Annotated in this window: 13 protein-coding genes; 4 read left to right on the forward strand and 9 right to left on the reverse strand. The window is 66.8% G+C overall.

Annotation, left to right across the window (positions count from 1 at the left end):
- Positions 1–17: 17 nt before the first annotated feature.
- Both QX073_RS02000 and QX073_RS02005 read right to left on the reverse strand, forming a co-directional pair.
- The gene (locus QX073_RS02000) at positions 18–3,224 is read right to left on the reverse strand and encodes an autotransporter domain-containing protein (protein WP_316225246.1); all 3,207 of its coding nucleotides are present in this window, start codon (positions 3,222–3,224) and stop codon (positions 18–20) included.
- A gap of 502 nt (positions 3,225–3,726) precedes the next feature.
- Positions 3,727–4,749 carry a methionine synthase gene (locus QX073_RS02005; RefSeq protein ID WP_316225247.1) on the reverse strand — a complete coding sequence of 341 codons (1,023 nt, stop codon included), beginning with the start codon at positions 4,747–4,749 and terminating at the stop codon, positions 3,727–3,729.
- 137 nt (positions 4,750–4,886) lie between these two features.
- Here QX073_RS02005 and QX073_RS02010 point away from each other — a divergent pair, with 137 nt between their 5' ends.
- The 4 genes from QX073_RS02010 to QX073_RS02025 all read left to right on the forward strand — a co-directional run bounded on the left by QX073_RS02010 (position 4,887) and on the right by QX073_RS02025 (position 9,529).
- Positions 4,887–5,591, forward strand: coding sequence for a glutathione binding-like protein (locus QX073_RS02010; protein WP_315749420.1), 705 nt, complete (start codon positions 4,887–4,889; stop codon positions 5,589–5,591).
- Positions 5,592–5,814: 223 nt separating this feature from the next.
- Positions 5,815–6,420 (forward strand): 2-hydroxychromene-2-carboxylate isomerase, encoded by a 606-nt coding sequence (locus QX073_RS02015; RefSeq protein WP_316175569.1) that lies wholly within the window; start codon positions 5,815–5,817, stop codon positions 6,418–6,420.
- A complete protein-coding gene (locus QX073_RS02020; RefSeq protein WP_316175570.1) occupies positions 6,420–7,397 on the forward strand; it encodes an NADPH:quinone oxidoreductase family protein in 978 nt (325 codons plus the stop codon). Before QX073_RS02015 ends, QX073_RS02020 begins: the two co-directional genes overlap by 1 nt.
- 92 nt (positions 7,398–7,489) lie before the next feature.
- Positions 7,490–9,529: a methyl-accepting chemotaxis protein gene (locus tag QX073_RS02025; RefSeq protein ID WP_316175571.1), complete on the forward strand. Its 2,040-nt coding sequence runs from the start codon at positions 7,490–7,492 to the stop codon at positions 9,527–9,529.
- A gap of 195 nt (positions 9,530–9,724) precedes the next feature.
- Here QX073_RS02025 and QX073_RS02030 read toward each other — a convergent pair whose 3' ends face one another.
- From QX073_RS02030 to QX073_RS02060, 7 genes are all read right to left on the reverse strand, one after another.
- Entirely contained in the window at positions 9,725–10,615 is an 891-nt protein-coding gene (locus QX073_RS02030; protein ID WP_315714716.1) for a crotonase/enoyl-CoA hydratase family protein, read from the reverse strand.
- Between the two features lie 410 nt (positions 10,616–11,025).
- Positions 11,026–12,447 (reverse strand): amidase, encoded by a 1,422-nt coding sequence (locus QX073_RS02035; RefSeq protein ID WP_316175572.1) that lies wholly within the window; start codon positions 12,445–12,447, stop codon positions 11,026–11,028.
- Between the two features lie 65 nt (positions 12,448–12,512).
- Positions 12,513–13,676, reverse strand: a complete 1,164-nt coding sequence (locus QX073_RS02040) for a M20 aminoacylase family protein (RefSeq protein WP_315714714.1) — start codon at positions 13,674–13,676, stop codon at positions 12,513–12,515.
- 20 nt (positions 13,677–13,696) lie between these two features.
- The gene (locus tag QX073_RS02045) at positions 13,697–15,196 is read right to left on the reverse strand and encodes a M81 family metallopeptidase (RefSeq protein WP_316225248.1); all 1,500 of its coding nucleotides are present in this window, start codon (positions 15,194–15,196) and stop codon (positions 13,697–13,699) included.
- Between the two features lie 295 nt (positions 15,197–15,491).
- Positions 15,492–17,138 carry an ABC transporter ATP-binding protein gene (locus tag QX073_RS02050; RefSeq protein ID WP_315749428.1) on the reverse strand — a complete coding sequence of 549 codons (1,647 nt, stop codon included), beginning with the start codon at positions 17,136–17,138 and terminating at the stop codon, positions 15,492–15,494.
- Between the two features lie 133 nt (positions 17,139–17,271).
- Positions 17,272–18,162 (reverse strand): ABC transporter permease, encoded by an 891-nt coding sequence (locus QX073_RS02055; protein ID WP_315714711.1) that lies wholly within the window; start codon positions 18,160–18,162, stop codon positions 17,272–17,274.
- Positions 18,163–18,173: 11 nt separating this feature from the next.
- Positions 18,174–19,115 carry an ABC transporter permease gene (locus QX073_RS02060; protein ID WP_315749429.1) on the reverse strand — a complete coding sequence of 314 codons (942 nt, stop codon included), beginning with the start codon at positions 19,113–19,115 and terminating at the stop codon, positions 18,174–18,176.
- Between the last annotated feature and the right edge of the window lie 33 nt (positions 19,116–19,148).

Here is a 19,148-nt window from a genome sequence, read left to right on the forward strand (position 1 = left end):
GCGCGGAGCTCCGCGCGTCACCACGTGTAGCGCACGATGCCCTTGCCGGCGTAGCTGCGGGTCACATCCGAGAACTCGCCCTCGAAGCTCGCGGCGGCCGACCAGCCATTCCGCCACTTCATTTCAGCGGAGACCGTGGTCAGCGCTGAATTCTGCGCCTGCCGCGCGCCGTTGACGACGAAGGATGCGCCCGGAAGGGTCTGGAACGTGGCCCCGGCCGACCGGCTGGGGTTGAAGTCATAGGCCCAGGCGAAGCGGCTGCGCAGCGTGAAAACGCCGTCAGCCAGCGCATAGGCCTTGTCGGTGCGCAGGCCCAGCTCCGACCGCGTATCGGTGACGTTCTGCGATCCAAAGCGCAGCGCGAAGGTATTGGCGCCGGAGACCGCATTCTCCGCATAGCCCGGCAGGCTGAACGTCGTGAACTGCGCCGCGGCGTAGGGCGTGATCCCGAACCCCATCCAGGGCGACACGAAGCGATAGCCGCCCTCGACCCGGCCGGCAAAGGTGTTGGCGTCGAAATTGGCCCGCAGCTGGTCGACGCCGGCCACGGTCACGGTGCGGTTGGTGGTGATGTTCTGCCAGCCATAGGCCAATGCCGCGGAGATATAGGCCGGGCCGACCGTGTGCCGGACGAAGGCGCCGGCCTGGAACAGGTCGGACCGGCCGCTGCCGCCATTGGCGACGCTGAACGTGGTGCCGCCGCCGGCCATCGAGAACCCGGCGATCGTGGACGGCGAGAAGCGGTAGTCGGCGCCGACGGCCGTGCCGTAGATGTTGCTGGTGGTATTGTTGGACCCGAGCGCGGTGTTGCCATCAGTGGTCTGCGAGCCGCCGAAGCCGGCTGCCCACACGCTCCAGCCCGGCCTGACCACGGGCGCGGCCGGCGCCTTGGTGTAGATCGCGGCCAGCGCGTCGTTCGGATTGCGCTTGGACGCAAAAGCAAGCGTCTCTTCCGCGTAGCCGATCGCGCCGCTGGGCGCAGAGCCCTGGTCGCCGCGGCCGCCGATGAACGGATCGGTCATGACGCCCATGAATTGCGTCATCGCATTGAACGTCGTCTGCTGCGAGCCGGTCGCGGTCTCGCCCGAGATCTGCGTCAGCCCCGCTGGCGTCAGCCCGGTGAAGACGACGGGAATGCTGCCGTTCGTGTTGAAGTAGTTGCTGAGCGCGTTGCTGACGTTCTGCTGGTTGATGTTCCCCGACGAGCTCATCGTCAGATTGAGGAAGGCGTTGTTGGCGTCGTAGCTCAACGTCGCGCTGAAGCCCGCCGGCAGGTTGGTGTTGGTGACGCCGCCGAAAGTGCCGCTGACGCCGCCGGTGGCGGTGAGAATGGTGTATTGCTTGGAGATGTAGCTGCCGTTTGCGAAGGTCGCGGTGACGGCGGCGCCCCCGAGCGTCGCAGTGCCGGTGACGGTGGCGAACGACGCCGTGCTCGGATTCACCTGCACCAGGTATTGCGCGCCCGACTGGAACGCGAGGTTGCCGACGATAGCCATGGAGGACGCCGGGGTGCCGTTGCCCGGCGCGAACGAACCTGAGATCGTCGCGTTGGCGCCGGTGACGGTGCCATCTCCGCTCAGCGTGCCGAACGTCTTGTTGAAGCCGTTGAGATCCAGCGTGGCGCCGGACAGCACGCTGAACACCGTGCTGGCGCCGAACGCGCCGGCCGAGCCCGCGCGCAGCGTACCGGCGTCGACATTGGTCGCGCCGGTGTAGGTGTTGGTGCCCGAGAGCAGCAGGATGCCGCCGCCCGCCTTCACCAGGGTGCCGGCGGAAGCGCCGTCGCCGACGATGCCTTGCAACGTGGTCGTGGTCGCGCTGGCTATGTCGATCGTCGACAGCCCGGCAATCTTGAAGTCGCGGCCGTTGGCGAACGTCGTCGTGCCGGTGACCGCCAATGTGCCGCCGTTGGAAATGATCACGTCGTTGGCGACGTTGCCGAGATTGGCGGTGGCGCCGACCGAGAGCGTGCCGGCGCTGATGTTGACGTTGCCGGTGAACGTATTGGCCGCCGACAGCACCAACGTGCCGATGCCGGTCTTGTTGATCGCCGTGTTGACGCCGCCGGTCGTCAGTCCGGTGCCGCCGATGGAGTCGCCGTAGGTCACGGTGCCGCCGGACACGCTGATATTGGCCGTCACGCCGCTCAGGAAGATGCCGGCGCCCTGCGCTGCACCGGCCGCTGCCGAAAACCCGTTGATGGCGCTTGGCCCGATGCCGATGCCGGGGGTGCCGGCGGCGCCACCGGTGACGGTGTTGCCCGAAATCGGCGAGTCGAGAATCGTCAGCGTGCCGCCGGTGGCGACATAGATGGCGCCGCCATTGGCTGCGCCGCCATTGCCGCCGGCGCCGCCGTCGGAGCCGGGCCCAGGCCCGCCCGCGCCGCTGGCATTCGTCGCGCCGTCGCCGCCGGTGCCGCCGTTGCCGCCATTGGCGTTGCCGGTGCCGCCCGGATTGTTGTTGGTGTAGGTGTTGCTGTTGGTGGTGCCGGAGCCGCCGCCGCCACCGCCGCCGTCACCGAGCGCGGCGCCCGCGGTGCCGGCCGTGCCTTGCGTGCCGGTATGTCCGCCCGTGCCGCCCGCGCCGCCGCCGCCGCTGGCGCCGCCGTTGTTCGCGGCACCGCCCGCGCCGCCGTTGCCGCCATTCACCGGGTCGGCCGCCGCATTCTGTGCGCTGCCGCCATTGCCGCCGGCGCCACCGGTGGCGCTGTTGCTGGTGAAGGTCACCGCGGCGATCGTGACGTTGGCGCCGCTGCCGACCAGCAGGCCGCCGCCGGCACCGAGACCGCCACCGCCGCCGCCGCCGGAGCCATAGGCCAGGCCGCCGCTATAATAGCCGTTCTGGCCGTTCTGGCCGTTGCCGCCGATCGCGGCCGTGTTGGTGATCGCCAGGCTGGAGATGTTCACGGTCGGCGCGTTGGCACCGTTGACGACGATGCCCTGAAACGAGGAGGCGCCGTTGATCGTCTGGCCGTTGCCGGTGATGTTCACCGTGACGTTGCTGTTGGCGGCCTGCAGTTGCGCAAGCGAGCTCGACAGCGTGAAGCCGCTGGTGATGTTGATGGTGACGGTCGAGTTGGCGCCGGCGGCCGCGACCGCTGCCACCGCCGTATTCCAGTCGGTCTGGTTGGCGACATCGATCGCCAGGGCCTGGGTGCTCAACATGGTGCCCGCAAGAAGAACCGAGAGGGTCAGCCAGCGCCGCGACTTCGGCGCAGCAAACATCGTTCTCGCAAGGCAAGCCATTGCATTCCCCAATAATGAAAGCGGAGGTCAGATACGAACTGGATTAAGCAGCAAAAAATTCACGCCACACTTGTGGCCAAGAAATGAAATGTTAGGACACATACTGTCAAGCGCAGCAAAGACACACAGCGTCGGGAATGTTGTGCGTCTGGTATTTTGCTACCAAGGATAGATTTTCCCCATCCGGCGACCGTGATCGATGATCGCTGCGATCTGCCGTAAAACACAGAGCAGTGCATATGAAAGGCTGAGGTGGCCATCGCGGCGGTCGTGCAGGGGCGGCAAAGGCGCGGCCGCGCTGTTGCGGCGAATCGCGCGTGGTGAGGCCGTGCTCACCTCGGATGCGCTCTTACTTTGATTCCAGGACCGTGTGCGTGTCGCCTCCCGGCGCGATCGCGATTGAGCCAGGGCCCCGAGCGCGATGCCTCGGGGGGCGGCGAGCCGTCGACGCCCTTGCCTCGGGTCTGACCTGACATCTGAGTCAGGCAAACCTTTGCCGTGCCAGCTTTGCGCCGGTGCCGAGCGCCATCAGCTTGGCCTCGGCGATCTCGCGCCGCATCGGTGCCATGCCGCAATTGGTGGTGGCGATGATGTTCTCCTTCGGCACCACCTTCATGACGTCCTCGAGGGTCTTGCAGACGTCCTCGGCGGTCTCGATCGCGTCGCTGGCGACGTCGATGACGCCGGCCTGCACGATCTTGTTCTTGAGCAGGCCGAGCAGCTCGATCGGCACCTTCGAATTGCGGCATTCGACGGCGACCTGCTGGATGGTGCTGGCGTCGATGACCGGGAAGGTCTCCTCATACTGCCGCCACTCGCCGCCCAGCGTCTCCTTCCAGTCGGTGTTGGCCTTGATGCCGTAGCCGTAGCAGATATGCACGGCAGTCGGGCAGGTCAGCCCTTCGGCGGCGCGCTCCAGCGCCTTGATGCCCCAGTCGCGCACCTCGTCCATGTAGACGTTGAAGGCGGGCTCGTCGAACTGGATCATGTCGATGCCGTCGTCGTGCAGCGCCTTGGCCTCCTGGTTCAGCAGCTCGGCGAAGGCGAACGCCATCTTCACGCGGTCGCCATAGTAGTTGTCGGCGATGGTGTCGATGATCGTCATCGGTCCGGGCAGCGTGAACTTCAGCGCGCGCGTGGTGTGCGTGCGCGCGATCCGCGCCTCGTCGCTATGGACGCGGCCCTTCAGCGACAGCGGCGCCACCACCTGCGGCACCATCGCCTTGTAGCGGTCCTTGCGGATGCCCATCTCGACCTTGTGGGCGAAGTCGATGCCCTCGACACGTTCCAGGAAACCGTGCACGAAATGCTGGCGCGACTGCTCGCCCTCGGTGAGAATGTCGATGCCGGAATCCTCCTGCAGCTTCAGCGCCAGGATCGTCGCATCGCGCTTGGCACGCGCCAGCTCCTCGCCCTTCGACTTCCACGGAGCCCACAGCACGTTGGGCTCGGCCAGCCATTCCGGCTTCGGCAGCGAGCCTGCGATGGTCGATGGAAACAGCATGGTCGAACTCTCCAGCATAAAGGCGGTCAGGCTTGAGCGCCTGTCTGCCATGGCTTACCCTTCAGGTACAGAAGAACGAAGCCGCCTCGCGTGTTCCGCAGCGCGGCATAATGGTCCGGGGAAGGAATCGTGGAAGGATGATCGATCTCCATTATGCGCCGACGCCGAACGGCTGGAAGATCTCGATCATGCTCGAGGAACTCGGGCTGCCCTATACCGTCATTCCCGTCGACATCCGCGCCGGCGACCAGTTCAAGCCGGAGTTCCTGGCGATCAGCCCGAACAACCGGATTCCCGCGATCGTCGATCACGCGCCGGCCGACGGCGGCGCGCCGTTCCCGGTGTTCGAGACCGGTGCCATCCTGATCTATCTCGCCGACAAGACCGGCCGTTTCCTGCCGCAGGAGACGCGGGCGCGCTCGCGTGTCATCCAATGGGTGATGTGGCAGATGGCCGGACTGGGACCGATGATGGGGCAGCACGGCCATTTCGCGCTCTATGCGGCTGAGAAGATCCCTTACGCGATCCAGCGCTACCGCGACGAGGTGGCCAGGCTGTTCCACGTGCTCGACGTGCAGCTCGGCAAGACCGGCGCCTATGTCGCCGGCGACGACTATTCGATCGCGGACATCGCCTGCTTTCCCTGGATGATGACGCACAAGGCCCAGGGATTCACGCTCGACGACTATCCCGACATCCAGCGCTGGTACGCGGACCTGCGCGCGCGGCCCAAGCTGCAGGCGGGGCTGGCGATCGGCAAGTTCGTCAAGGAGCCGTTCAACGAGCAGTCGCGTCATGTGATGTTCGGCGCGCGCGCGAAGGAGATGACGGGGCGGTCGTGAGCGAGCTCCGCGGCATCGCGAGGAGCATGGGGATCAGCCATCCAGACCGTATGTTGCAGCCCCTGGATTGCTTCGTCGCTACGCTCCTCGCAATGACGGAAAGAGTGGTTTGCACCAACTCTCTCCGCCATTGCGAGCGAAGCGAAGCAATCCAGGGCCACGACCACACTCCGGATTTTTGCGCGCGCAAAGGCGAACTTATCGAGACCTTGAGGAAACACACATGATCGAATTCTTCTTCGACTGCTCCAGCCCCTGGACCTATCTCGCCTTCCACAACATCCAACCGCTCGCGCAAGAATTCGGCGTCGACATCGTCTGGCGGCCGATCCTGGTCGGCGGCATCTTCAACACCGTCAATCCCAGCGTCTATGCGCAGCGCGAGAAGCCGGTGCCGGCCAAGGCGGCCTACACGCTGAAGGACCTCGACGACTGGTCCCGCTCGGCCGGGCTCAAGATCAAGATGCCGCCATCGGTGTTTCCGGTGAACAGCGTCAAGGCGATGCGCGGCTGCATCTGGCTGGGCCAGGACATGGTGCCGTTCGCGCGGGCCGTGTTCGAGGTCTATTGGGGCGAGGACCAGGACATCTCGCAGGATGCGGTGCTGACCGAGGTGTGCCGGCGCGTCGGCGTCGATCCGAAGGCGTTCTTCGATGGGATCGCGCAGCAGGGCATCAAGGACCAGCTGCGCATCAACACCGAGGAGGTCGTCAAGCGCGGCGGCTTCGGCTCGCCGACGATCTTCCTCGACGTGACCGACATGTATTTCGGCAATGATCGGCTGCCGCTGATCCGCGAGGCGCTGGCGCGGGCGAAGGGGCGCGCCTGATGCCGCGTGCGATCGTCTGCCGCGAGCTCGGTCCGCCGGAGACGCTGCGGCTGGAGGCCCTACCGCCGCGCTCACTCGGTGACGGCGAGGTGCGGGTGAAGATCCGCGCTGCCGGCATCAACTTTCCGGACATATTGATGGCGGCCGGCGAGTATCAGCTCAAGCCTGAGCTGCCGTTCACGCCCGGCGTCGAGGCCGCCGGTGACGTCGTCGAAACCGGGGCCGCCGTGACCGGCCGCGCCGTCGGCGACAAGGTGATCGTCCGCATGCGCTTCGGCGCCTATGCGGAGGAGGCGGTGGTTGCGGCCAGCCAGCTCACGCCGCTGCCGTCGACTTTCGACTACGCGGAAGGCGCGACCTATCTCGCCGGCCACGGCACCGCCCATCACGCCCTGGTCGATCGCGGCCAGCTCAAGCCCGGCGAGACGCTGCTGGTGCACGGCGCCGGCGGTGGCGTCGGCCTCGCCGCCGTCGAGATCGGCAAGCTGCTCGGCGCAACGGTAATCGCGGCGGCGTCGTCGGAGGAGAAACTCGCGGTGGCACGCGCGCGTGGCGCCGATCATCTCATTCTGTATTCACGCGGGCCGTTCCGCGACGCCGTCAAACACATCACCGATGGCCGGGGCGTCGACGTCGTGTTCGATCCCGTCGGCGGCGAGGTGTTCGAGAACAGCGTGCGCTGCATCGCCTGGGGCGCGCGGCTGCTGGTGATCGGCTTCACCGGCGGCATCGGGCTCGCACGCACCAATCTGATCCTCATGAAGGGCGCAAGCGTGCTCGGCGTTCGCGCCGGCGAGGCGGTGCGGAAGGATCCCGAGCTGGGCGAGCGACGCATGGCTGCACTGCTCGCGTTCGCCGAGCAAGGCAAGCTGCGGCCCAACGTCTCCCACCGCGTGCCGTTCGACAACTACGCATCGGCGATGCGGCTTCTGATCGAGCGCAGGGCCATCGGACGCGTCGCGCTGGTGATGGATTAGTTGGCAGGCGTCTGCCCAAAAATTCGGCGGATGGGGCTGTGTATTTTTTTACCACTAGATTCATAAAGTGATCGGACAGGTCGAGGCCGATCATGTTGAAGACGTCGAAGATACTTCACCGCATAGCCCTGTCTGCATTGCTGCCCATCGTCACACTGGCCGCGTTGGCGGCCTACGAGATTTCCACGAAATGGGCGGTGCGTGTCGAGATGACGCGCATGCAGCCGGCGGCGGACGCCGTCGCCAGGCTCAGCCGCTTCGTTCATGAGCTGCAGCGTGAGCGCGGCATGTCGTCGGCATTTCTGAGCAGCAAGGGCACGCAGATGCGTGCCGAGCTGGATCAGCAGCGCAAGCTGACCGATGGCGAGCGCGCGCACGCGGTTGCCGCGCTGGACGGGCTGCGCCGGAGCGCCGCACTGGCCGAGGCGGCGCAGGCGAGCGAACAGGCGTTGACGCAGCTCGATCGCCGCCGCGGCGACATCGATGCCCAAGCCGTCACGCCGGCGGCAGCGGTCAGCTCGCTCACCGAGATCGTCAGCCGGCTGATCAGCCTGATCAGCGGCATATCGAGGCTCAGCGACGACGACGATATCTCCAAGGCGATCATTGCCTATGGCAATCTGACCGAAGGCAAGGAGCGCGCCGGCCTGGAGCGCGCGGTCGTGGCGGGAGGCCTTGCCGCCGGTCGCTTCGAGCAGGCCGCCTACGCGCGCGCCATAGGGCTGGCTGCGGCGCAGGACAGCTATTTCGCGGCCTTTCGCGCCGCCGCCTCGGCGAAAGGACGTGCGGCGTTCGATGCGGCGATGACGGGACCGGCGATCGACGGTGTCGTTGCCATGCGCAAGGTGGTGGAGCAGGGCGGCGTCAGCGGTGATTTCAAAGGGCTCGCGAGCAAGGCCTGGTTCGATGCGGCCACGCTGCGGATCGATCTGCTGAAGCAGGTCGAAGACGCTCTGGCCGTCGAGCTGTCCGAGCTGATGGCCGGCAAGCAGGCCGCGGCCACGGCCAGCCTCGCCGCCGTCGGCGCGCTGCTGCTGGTCGCCTTGGCGCTGAGCCTCGCGATCGTCGTTGCGCTGGCGCGCAGCATCACTGGGCCGATCAACGCGCTTGCCGATACGATGACGCGGCTGGCGAAGGGCGATGTGAGCACTGCAATCGACGCGGTCGATCGGCGCGACGAGGTCGGCCTGATGGCGAGGGCAGTGCAGGTCTTCAAGGAGAACATGATCCATGGCGCCGAGCTCGCTGCCAGGGATGCGGAAGCGATGAGCCAGCGCGCCGAAAAAGCCAAGCGCGTCGGCGAGCTGACCGACCGTTTCAGCGGTGACATCGCGGCCGTGATCGACAGCGTGATCTCAGCCTCGGCACAGCTCGAATCGACGGCCGCCGTGATGAATCGGACGGCGAACCGGACCTGCAGTGAAGCGAGCAGCGTCGCGCAGGCGACTGAGGCCGCGTCGAGCAACATGCAGACGATGGCCGCTGCGACCGACCAGCTGTCGAGCTCGGTCGCGGGCATCGGCGGTCAGGTGACGCAGTCGGCAGACATGGCGCAGAAGGCGGCCGCGGAGGGGCAGCGGACCAACGAGACCGTGCAGGGCCTTTCCAGCATGGCCGAGCGGATCGGCGACATCGTGCGGCTGATCAGCGACATTGCCGGCCAGACCAATCTTCTCGCGCTCAATGCGACCATCGAGGCCGCGCGGGCGGGCGAAGCCGGCCGCGGCTTTGCCGTCGTCGCCGGCGAGGTGAAGCTGCTCGCCGAGCAGACCGCCAAGGCGACCGGCGAGATCCGCGCGCAGATCTCCGGAATGCAGGAGGTGTCGAGCGAGGCCGTCCGGGCCATCCGCGGCATCACCACGACCATCGGCGAGCTGAACGAGATCGCGTCGTCGATCGCGAATGCCGTCGAGGAGCAGGGCGCGGCGACGCGCGAGATGGCGCGGAATGTCCAGCACGCAGCCAAAGGGACCGACGAAATTTCGCAGAACATCCAGCAGGTCACGGCCGCCGCAAACGAATCCGGCGCCACCGCCAGCCAGGTGCTCGGGGCGTCGGCGGAGCTGCTGCGTCAGTCCGAGAGCATGCGCCGCCATGTCGACGACTTCATTCGCGGCATCAAGGCGGCGTGAGCGATCGCACGCGATGTGATTGGCGCGGTGATTGGCTGCCGAGGTCGATTGCGATCCTGGTGCTGCTGATGGAGTCGTTGCAGTTGCCGCCCACGCGGCGTCGTCCCGGCCTTGAGCCAGGACCCATACCGCGCCATCTATCGCGTGGCACTCTGGACGCCGTTCTTTGCCAAATGGTGTCCTGGGGCCGTGGCGCTACTTATACTCCCGCTCGTCCCACCACGGGAAATAGTCGGGCATATCGGCCGTCACCGTGTTCTTGAATTGCGCAGGGCGCTTCTCCAGGAACGACACCACGCCTTCCTTGACGTCGTCGGAGCGGCCGCGCGCGTAGATGCCGCGGCTGTCGACCTTGTGCGCCTCCATCGGATCGTCGGCGCCCATCATGCGCCACATCATCTGGCGGATCAGCGCGATCGACACCGGCGCGGTCTTGTCGGCGATCTCGCGGGCCAGCGCACGGGCGGTGGGCAGCAGATCATCCGGCGGCACGACCTTGCTGACGAGGCGGCCGGCGAGCGCCTCCTGCGCCGGAAACACGCGGCCGGTGTAGCACCATTCCAGCGCCTGCGAGATGCCGACGATGCGCGGCAGGAACCAGCTCGACGCCGCCTCCGGCACGATGCCGCGCTGGGAGAACACGAAGCCGAACCGCGCCGCGTCAGAGGCGATGCGGATGTCCATCGCGAGCTGCATGGTGACGCCGATGCCGACGGCGGGGCCGTTGACCGCGGCGATGACCGGCTTCAACGACTTGAAGATGCGCAAGGTGACCTGGCCACCGCCATCGCGCACCTGCGGATCGGAATAGTCGACGCGGCCATCGGCGTGGCGCTTCACCGGTCCGCGCTTGGCATCGCGATCGAACGTGTCGGCCCCGGAGGAGAGGTCAGCACCCGCGCAGAACGCGCGGCCCGATCCGGTGACGATGATCGCCCTGACGCCGTCGTCCTTGTCGGCGCGATCGAAGGCGTCGATCAGCTCCTCCATCATGGTGCCGGTGAAGGCGTTGAGCTTCTCCGGGCGGTTCAGCGTGATGGTGAGGATCTTGTCGGCGACGTCGTAGAGGATGGTCTGATAAGCCATTGGCGCTTCCTGATGTTGTCGTGGCGCTTATTAGTTGTTTGCTCGTGCCACAATCTCCGCCGTCATTCCGGGATGCGCCCTCTTGGGCGCAGGCCCGGAATCCATAACCATCATCGTGAGTATGGATTCCGGGCTCGTGCTTCGCACGCCCCGGAATGACGACGACTGGGATCGACGATAGGGAGTACAATAGTTCAGCGAGAGGCCGCGTCAAATCGTGACGACATTCCGCATGGCGGGCAAAGCGCCGCGCTTTTCATTGGTCTCCCAGCACGCGATCCGGCAGCGATGTGGCCCACGCTCTTTCCCCGTCATTGCGAGCGCAAGCGAAGCAATCCAGAGTCGTGGGCGGGACTCTGGATTGCTTCGCTTCGCTCGCAATGACGGAGGAAGGAGTGGGGTGACGCGAATCAGGAGGCCGGCGGTATCGGCCATGGCCGCTGCTCGCCGCGTAATCCCTCGAACGTCTTGGCCATCCCGAGTACGCCGACATCATCGAAGCGGCGGCCGACGATCTGCAGGCCGATCGGGAAGCCGTCGGGGTCGTAGCCGGCATTGACGGAGATTGCCGGGTTCTCCGACATGTTCCAGGGCACGGTGTAGGTGATGTGCTCGAACGGCCTCTCGGGGTCGTTGACCGGCGAGGCGAACTCGGCGGGGAATTTCACGCCGGGCGAGACCGGCGAGATGATGTAGTCGTAGTCGCAGAACAGTCTTGCCGCGGCGGCACGTAGCGCCATCGTGACGTTGAAGCCTCTGACGACTTCGACGCCGGAGAGCGCGGCGGCGCGTTCGGCCCAGCGCAGGATGTAGGGCAGGGTCTTCGCGCGCACCTCGGGCGCCAGCCGCGCCAGATCGTCCCACAGCCGTGCACGCCAGAAATTGTCGAGACCGTCGAGCATCTCGCGCGTCAGGAAGCCCTTGACCTCGCTGATCACGGCGCCGGCGTCCTCGAAGGCTTTCGCCGCAGCCAGGGTCGTCGCGCGCACCGGCTCCTCCAGTGGCTGGCCGACGCCGCCGAGATCGAGCATCAGGCCGATGCGCAGCTTGCGCACCGGCTTCTCCGTGACCTTCCAGTGCAGGTCCGACGGCGGCAGGCTGGTGCCGTCGCGGCGGTCGGGCTTGGACAGCACGCTCATCATCAGCGCGGCATCGTCGACGATGCGCGTCATCGGACCGGCGACGCGGCCGACATAAGGCGGGTCGATCGGCACGCGGCCGAAGCTCGGCTTCAATCCGACGAGGCCGCACCACGATGCGGGCAGCCGGATCGAGCCGCCGATGTCGGTGCCGACATGCAGCGGACCGCAGCCCGCGGCGGCTGCGGCGCTCGCACCGGCGCTCGAACCGCCGGGGTTCATGCGGAGATCCCATGGATTGCGCGTCAGCGGATGGAAGCTCGACAGGCCCGACGACAGCATGCCGTAATCGGGCATCGTGGTCTTGGCGAAGATGATCGCGCCGGCCTCGCGCAGCCGCGCCACCGGCGGCGCATCGGCGGCGAGCGGCGTGCGCGTGACGCTGGCTGCGCCGAGCGGCATCGGCTGGCCCTTGGTGGCGAGATTGTCCTTCACCGTCGCCGGTACGCCGTCGAGCACGCCGGCCGGCTCGTCATTGGCCCAGCGCGCGGTCGACGCCTCGGCCGCGGCCCGCGCGGCGTCGGCGTCGAGCAGATACAGCGCCTTGATGTGCGGCTCCCACGCCGCCACGTGCGCCAGGACCTCGTCCATCACCTCGGACGGCGAGAACTGGCGCGCGCGATAGCCGGCGATCAGGTCGACGGCGGAGAGATCGTGAAGCGAGGTGACGTCATCCGAGACGGGCTTGTGCATGCTGGTACTCCCACGCCGAAGTTCATCTCGATCTGCCGCCCGCTCATTGACGTATGTCAGTCGCGCTAGGCCGCCGGCAGCCGCGTCTCGATGATGCGGGCGAACATGCTGGCGCCGATCGGCAGGATCTTGTCGTCGAGCACGTAGCCGGGATTGTGCACCGGCACCGAGCCGTCATGGCCGACCCAGAAATAGGCGCCCGGAATCGTCTGCAGCATGTCGGCGAAATCCTCGCTGCCCATCTTCGGCGTCGAGCGGGTCAGCACCTTGGACGGCTCCACCACGGTGCGCGCGACCTGCTCGACGACCTTGGACTGCTCCTCCTGGTTCACCAGCACGCTGAACGTGTCGCGGATGTCGACGTCGATCTCGCAATTGAAGGCGGCCGCCATGCCGGCGCAGATCGCGCGCATGCGCTCGCGCACCAACGCGCGCACGGGGTCCGAGAACGCGCGCACGGTGCCGCACAGCCAGGCATCGCCGGGAATGACGTTGTAGGCCGAGCCGGCGTGGATCTGCGTAATCGAGACGACCGCGGCCTGCAGTGGCTCGACATTGCGGCTGACGATGGTCTGGATCGCCTGCGCCACGGTGGTCGCGATCACCACCGCATCCTTGGAACGCTCGGGCATGGCGCCATGAGCGCCGTAGCCGGAAATCCGGATGTCGAAGAAGTCGGCGCCGGCCATTGCCGGACCGGGCAGGATCGCGATCTCGCCGTGCTCCAAGTCCGGCGCGTTGTGCAGGCCGTAGAGCTCGTCGCAGGGAAACTTCTGGAACAGGCCGTCCTTGATCATCGCGCGTGCGCCGCCGAGGCCTTCCTCCGCCGGCTGGAAGATGAAGTGCACGGTGCCGTCGAAGTTGCGAGTCTCGGCGAGATAGCGCGCGGTGCCGAGCAGCATCGTGGTGTGGCCGTCATGGCCGCAGCCGTGGAAACGGCCGGGGATGGTCGAGCGCCACGGCAGGTTCGTGTTCTCCTCCATCGGCAGCGCATCCATGTCGGCGCGCAGGCCGATCTTCCTGCCGCTGTCGTTCTTACCCTTGAGCACGCCGATCACCCCGGTGCCGCCGAGGCCGCGATGCACCTCGATGCCCCATTGCGCAAGCTTCTCGGCGACGATGCCGGAGGTGCGCGTCTCCTCGAAGCCGATCTCCGGATGCGCGTGCAGGTCGCGGCGGATGGCGGTGAGCTCGTCGGCGTAAGCCTGGATGCGATCGATGGTGGGCATGGAGCGTTTCCGTTGTCGGGTTAAGCTTCGAACGCCGGGCCGTTCGGCTTGAGGCGGATGCCCGGACGCAAGCTGGTCCAGGGCAGGGTGGAGGGATCGGCGGGCATCGCGCCGGGCGCGGCGCAGATCAGGAGATGTTCGGCGATCGGTTCGAAATCGGCGCGGAAATGCACCGAGCTCTTGTTGACCAGGATCGCCTGCGCGGTCGGCTCGATGCCGACGAAGCGGTACATCTCCTGGTCGGCAAGCTGGGACTTGTGCGAGGCCACGACGACGCGGACGTCGCCAATGCGCAAACACGCTGACGGTCCCATTTCCATCTTGCGGCCGCCGTAGAACGGGCCGGGTGCGACGAAGCGGCCGTCGGAGATCTTCTCGACGATGAAGCTCTCCTCGAACGGCGCATCGCCGGGAATGCCGCTCTTGCCGCCGAGCGACAGCGTCACGGTGGCCCCTTCGCCGGCCGCATGCGCGGCGATCGCCGCTTGCGGATCGTAGATCATGCCGATCGCGGCGCGGCTGGCGCGATTGCGCACCAGCGCGCGCAGCATGCCGGTCGTATCGGAATCGCCGCCCGCGCCGGGATTGTCCTGGGTGTCGGCGATCACGATCGGACGCGTCGCTGTCTTCGCCAGCGTCATCGCATGGCGCACGCCGTCATCGGGCGTGTAGATGCGGCCGTCGAAATCATCCTCGTGGCCCGCGACGATCGCCGCGATCGCATCCGCCGCGGCGTCCGCGTCGACCTGCGTCCGGCCATAGGCGAACACGCTCGGGCCGCAATGCGCGAAATCGGCGGCGGGAAAGCCGGGCGCGAACGACAGCGTCGGCACCGCCTCGCTCTGCAGCGCCGCAAGCTTCTCGTAGATGCCCTTGGTCGGCTGGTCATTGGTGCACTGCCAGCTGATCGGGATCAGGAACGGCAACTGCCGGAAGGCTTTCGCCAGCGGCGTCTTTGCGCGCAGCAGCAGCGCGAGGTGCTCGGCGCTGGCGCGGCCGGTGTCGGCCATGTCGGTGTGCGGATATTTCCGGTAGGCGATCAGCGCATCGGCATGTGCCATCATCTCGGGGGTGACGTTGGCATGCAGGTCGAGGCTCGCGACGAGCGGCACGTTCGGGCCGATCACCTCGCGCACGCGCGCCAGGATCTCGCCTTCGCCGTCGTCGAGATGCTCCGTCACCATCGCACCATGCAGGTCGAGATAGACGCCGTCGAGCGGGCCGGCGGCCTTGATGCGGTCGACCATCACGCCCGTGATGCGCTCGAACGCATCCCTGGTGACATGCGCGGAGGGACTCGCCGCGCAGGCGATGGTGGGCACGACGTCCCAACCGTTGGCTTCCGCGACCGCCATGAAGCCGGCCTGGCCGGCATTGATGCCGCGCATCGTCGTGAGCACGGAGGCCGCATCGGCGATCGAGGCGCGGCCGCCGCCATGCATGAACGCGTCGTAGTCCGCTTTCGTCGGTGCGAATGTGTTGGTCTCGTGCAGAAAGCCGCCGATCGCGACGCGCGTCATTACTTCGCCTCAGGCCGTTGAACGTGTCATGACGTTAGACCGGCCCTCGCGGCGCAGGCAAGCGAAGGAGCGATGCCGTTTTGCATGCGGGCCACGATGACGGCGCGCCGGCCTGCACGGACTCTCTCCGCGCGTCATTCCGGGGCATGGCGCGGCGATGAGCCCGGAATCCATACCCACAGACGGTCGTTGGGAAGCAGGCTGTCGACCACCCGATATCACCACACCCGCCTGTGGGTATGGATTCCGGGTTCGTGCTGCGCACGCCCCGGAATGACAGCGGTGGGTGGCGCTGCTACGCCACCGCCTCCGCCACCGGCCGGAAGTTCGCGAAATCCCAGTTCCGTCCCGGCGCGGCCTCGAGCAGGGACTTGGTATAGGCCTCCTTCGGATGCGTCAGGATCTCGCCGGCCGGGCCCTGCTCGACGATGCGGCCCTTCTGCATCACGACGACGTCGTCGCAGATCTGCGCGGCGACGCGCAGGTCATGCGTGATGAACAGGATGGCGATGCCGAGCCGTTGCTGGATCTCGTCGAGCAGTTCCAGGACCTGCGCCTGCACCGAGACGTCGAGCGCGGAGACCGCTTCATCCGCCACCAGCACGTCGGGATCGAGCGCGAGCGCGCGCGCAATCGCGATGCGCTGGCGCTGGCCGCCGGAGAACTGGTGCGGGTAGCGCGAGATCGCGTCCGCGGGCAGGCCGACCAGCTCGAGCAGCTCGCGCGCCCGCGCCATCGCCTTGTCATGCGAGGTGCCGTAGTTGACCGGTCCCTCGGCGATGCTCTCGCCGACGGTCAGCCGCGGGTTGAGCGAGCGGTAGGGATCCTGGAACACGATCTGGATGCGCTTGCGGTGCGGCTGCAGCAGCCGGCGGGTCAGGATCGAGATCTCGTGGCCGGCGAGGCGGACGCCGCCGGAGGTCGGATCGATCAGGCGCACGATGCAGCGGGCCACGGTCGATTTGCCGGAGCCGCTTTCGCCGACGATGCCGAGCGTGCGGCCCTTGCGCAGGGTGAGCGTGACGTTCTGCGCAGCGACGACTTCGCGCGCCTTGCCGAGGAACGAGCGCTCGCGATAGACCTTGCCGAGCTCGTTGGTCTCCAGCACCACCGGCTCGGTGCTCTCGGGCCGCGGCGGGCGTGGGATCAGGCTGGGGACGGAGGCGAGCAGGTTGCGCGTGTAGTCCATCTCGGGGCTGCGCAGGATCTTGTCGAGCGCGCCGGTCTCGACCAGGCGGCCCTGGCGCATCACCGAGACGCGGTCGGCGATCTCGGCGACGACGCCCATGTCGTGGGTGATGAACAGCACGGCGGTGCCGTGATCGCGCTGCAACTCGCGGATCAGCGAGAGGATCTGCTTCTGCGTGGTGACGTCGAGTGCGGTGGTCGGCTCGTCGGCGATCAGGAGTTTCGGCTCGAGCACCAGCGCCATCGCGATCATGATGCGCTGGCGCTGGCCGCCGGACAGGCGATGGGGATAGGAGCCGAAAATGCGCTCGACGTCGGGCAGGTGGACCTGCTCCATCATGTCGAGGATGCGCTTGCGCCGCGTCCGCGCATCGAGAGACGTATGCGCGCGCAGGACCTCGTCGATCTGGCGGCCCACCGGCACGACCGGATTGAGCGCGGTCATCGGCTCCTGGAAGATCATCGCCATCCGGGTGGCGCGCAGCTCGCGCAGCCGGCGATCGCTCGCGGTGAGCAGCTCTTCGCCGACCAGCTTGACGCTGCCGCCGACGGCATGAAGCGCGTTCTTCGGCAGCAGGCCCATCGTGGTCAGCGAGGTCACCGATTTGCCGGAGCCGCTTTCGCCGACGACGCAGAGCGTCTCGCCCTTTTCGACCTTGATCGAGACGCCGTCGATGATGCGCGGGCCGTTCGGGTTCTTCGTCTTGCCGACGGTGACGACGAGATTGTCGATGTCGAGGATGGTGTCGGTCATGTGTTCATTTCTCCAGCGTCATTGCGAGGAGCGAAGCGACGAAGCAATCCAGAGTTCCGGGCGTGGCCCTGGATTGCTTCGCTTCGCTCGCAATGACGAAAAGTGAGATGATCATCCGGGCTACGAAAGGCCGTCACTTGCCGGCCTCGCGCTGCTTCATGCGCGGGTCGAGCGCGTCGCGGGCGGCGTCGCCGATCAGGTTGATCGAGAGGATGGCGATCGACAGCAGCAGGCCCGGCCAGAAGATCAGCGACGGCTTGATCTGGAAGTAGGAGCGGCCCTCGGCCATGATGTTGCCCCAGGTCGGCGTCTCCGGGCTGATGCCGGCGCCGAGAAACGACAGGATCGCCTCGGTGAGGATCGCGGCGGCGCAGATGTAGGTGCCCTGGACGATCAGCGGCGCGATCGTGTTCGGCATCAGATGCCGCCACATGATCTTGGGCATCGACGTCCCCAGCGAAATCGCAGCTTCGACATAGGGCTCCTCGCGTGCCGTCAGCACGACCGAGCGGACCAGGCGCGCGACGCGCGGGATCTCGACGATGGTGATCGCGATCATCACGGTGCCGACGCTGGCGCCCGACAGCGAGACGACGGCGATGGCGAGCAGGATGCTCGGGATCGCCATCAGGCCGTCCATCACGCGCATCAGGATGGCGTCGACCCAGCGGAAGAAGCCGGAGACGAGGCCGATCACGAGCCCGATCGCGATCGAGATGATCGCGGCGCCGACGCCGACCAGAAGCGAGATGCGGCCGCCATAGATCGTGCGCGACAGCAGGTCGCGGCCATAGGCGTCGGTGCCGAGCAGGTGTTGCGCGCTCGACGGCTTGAGCCGCTGCGCCGGCGCGAGCAGCACGGGATCGTGCGGCGCCAGCAGCGGTGCGAGGATCGATATCAGCACGATGAGCGACAGGCAGACGGTCGCCACGGCGATGATCGGGGTCGAGGTGAGAAAGCCGAACCGGGGCCCCAGTCGCGTGGTGACCGGGATCGACGGCTCAGGGGTGGTGACGATCGCCATCGGAAAGGGCCTCAGTAGCGGATGCGTGGATCGAGCAGGGTGTAGGCGAGGTCGATCAGGAGATTGACCGCGAGATAGATGAAGGAGGTCAGAAGGATCATGCCCTGGATGACCGGATAGTCGCGCGCCAGCACGGCGTCGACGGTGAGGCGGCCGATACCGGGCAGGTTGAACACGCTCTCGGTAACCACGACGCCGGAGATCAACAGCGCGAAGCCGGAGCCGATCACCGTGATGACGGGCACGGCCGCATTGCGCAACGCGTGGCGCAGCAGCACCGCGATCTCGCTGACGCCCTTGGCGCGCGCGGTGCGCACGAAGTCCTCGCCGAGCACGTCGAGCATCGCGGCGCGCGTCATGCGCGCGATCAGCGCGACGTAGATGAAGGACAATGCGCAGGTCGGCAGGATGATGCGCTCGAAGAACGGGCCGAAGCCGGCGCTGAGACTCTTGAAGCCCTGGACGGGGACCCAGCGCAGGTTGATCGCGAACAGCTGGATCAGGATGTAGCCGATGACGAACACCGGCACCGAGAAGCCGATCACCGAGAGCGCCATCACGAAACGATCGATCCAGGTGCCGTGCTTCCAGGCCGCGATGACGCCGAGCGGGACAGCGACGAGAATCGACAGGATGATGGTCGAGACCGCGACCGAGATCGACGGCTCGATGCGCTGGCCGATCATCTGCAGCACCGGCACCTTGGAGATCAGCGACACGCCGAGATCGCCATGCAGCAGCTGATTGATCCAGGTGATGAACTGGATGTAGAGCGGCTCGTTCAGTCCGAGCGTGGTGCGGATGCGCTCGAGCTGCTCCGGAGTCGCGTTGTCGCCGGCGAGAATCGCGGCGGGATCGCCCGGCGTCAGCCGCAGCAGGAGAAAGACGAACAGCGCCACCACGCCCATCACGGGGATGGATGCGAGGATGCGGCGAAGCAGATAACCGATCATCTTGAGAGAACCACCTTCATGGTGCTGGGGCGA

It is taken from the genome of Bradyrhizobium sp. SZCCHNS3052 (genome assembly GCF_032484495.1).
Taxonomy (GTDB): domain Bacteria; phylum Pseudomonadota; class Alphaproteobacteria; order Rhizobiales; family Xanthobacteraceae; genus Bradyrhizobium.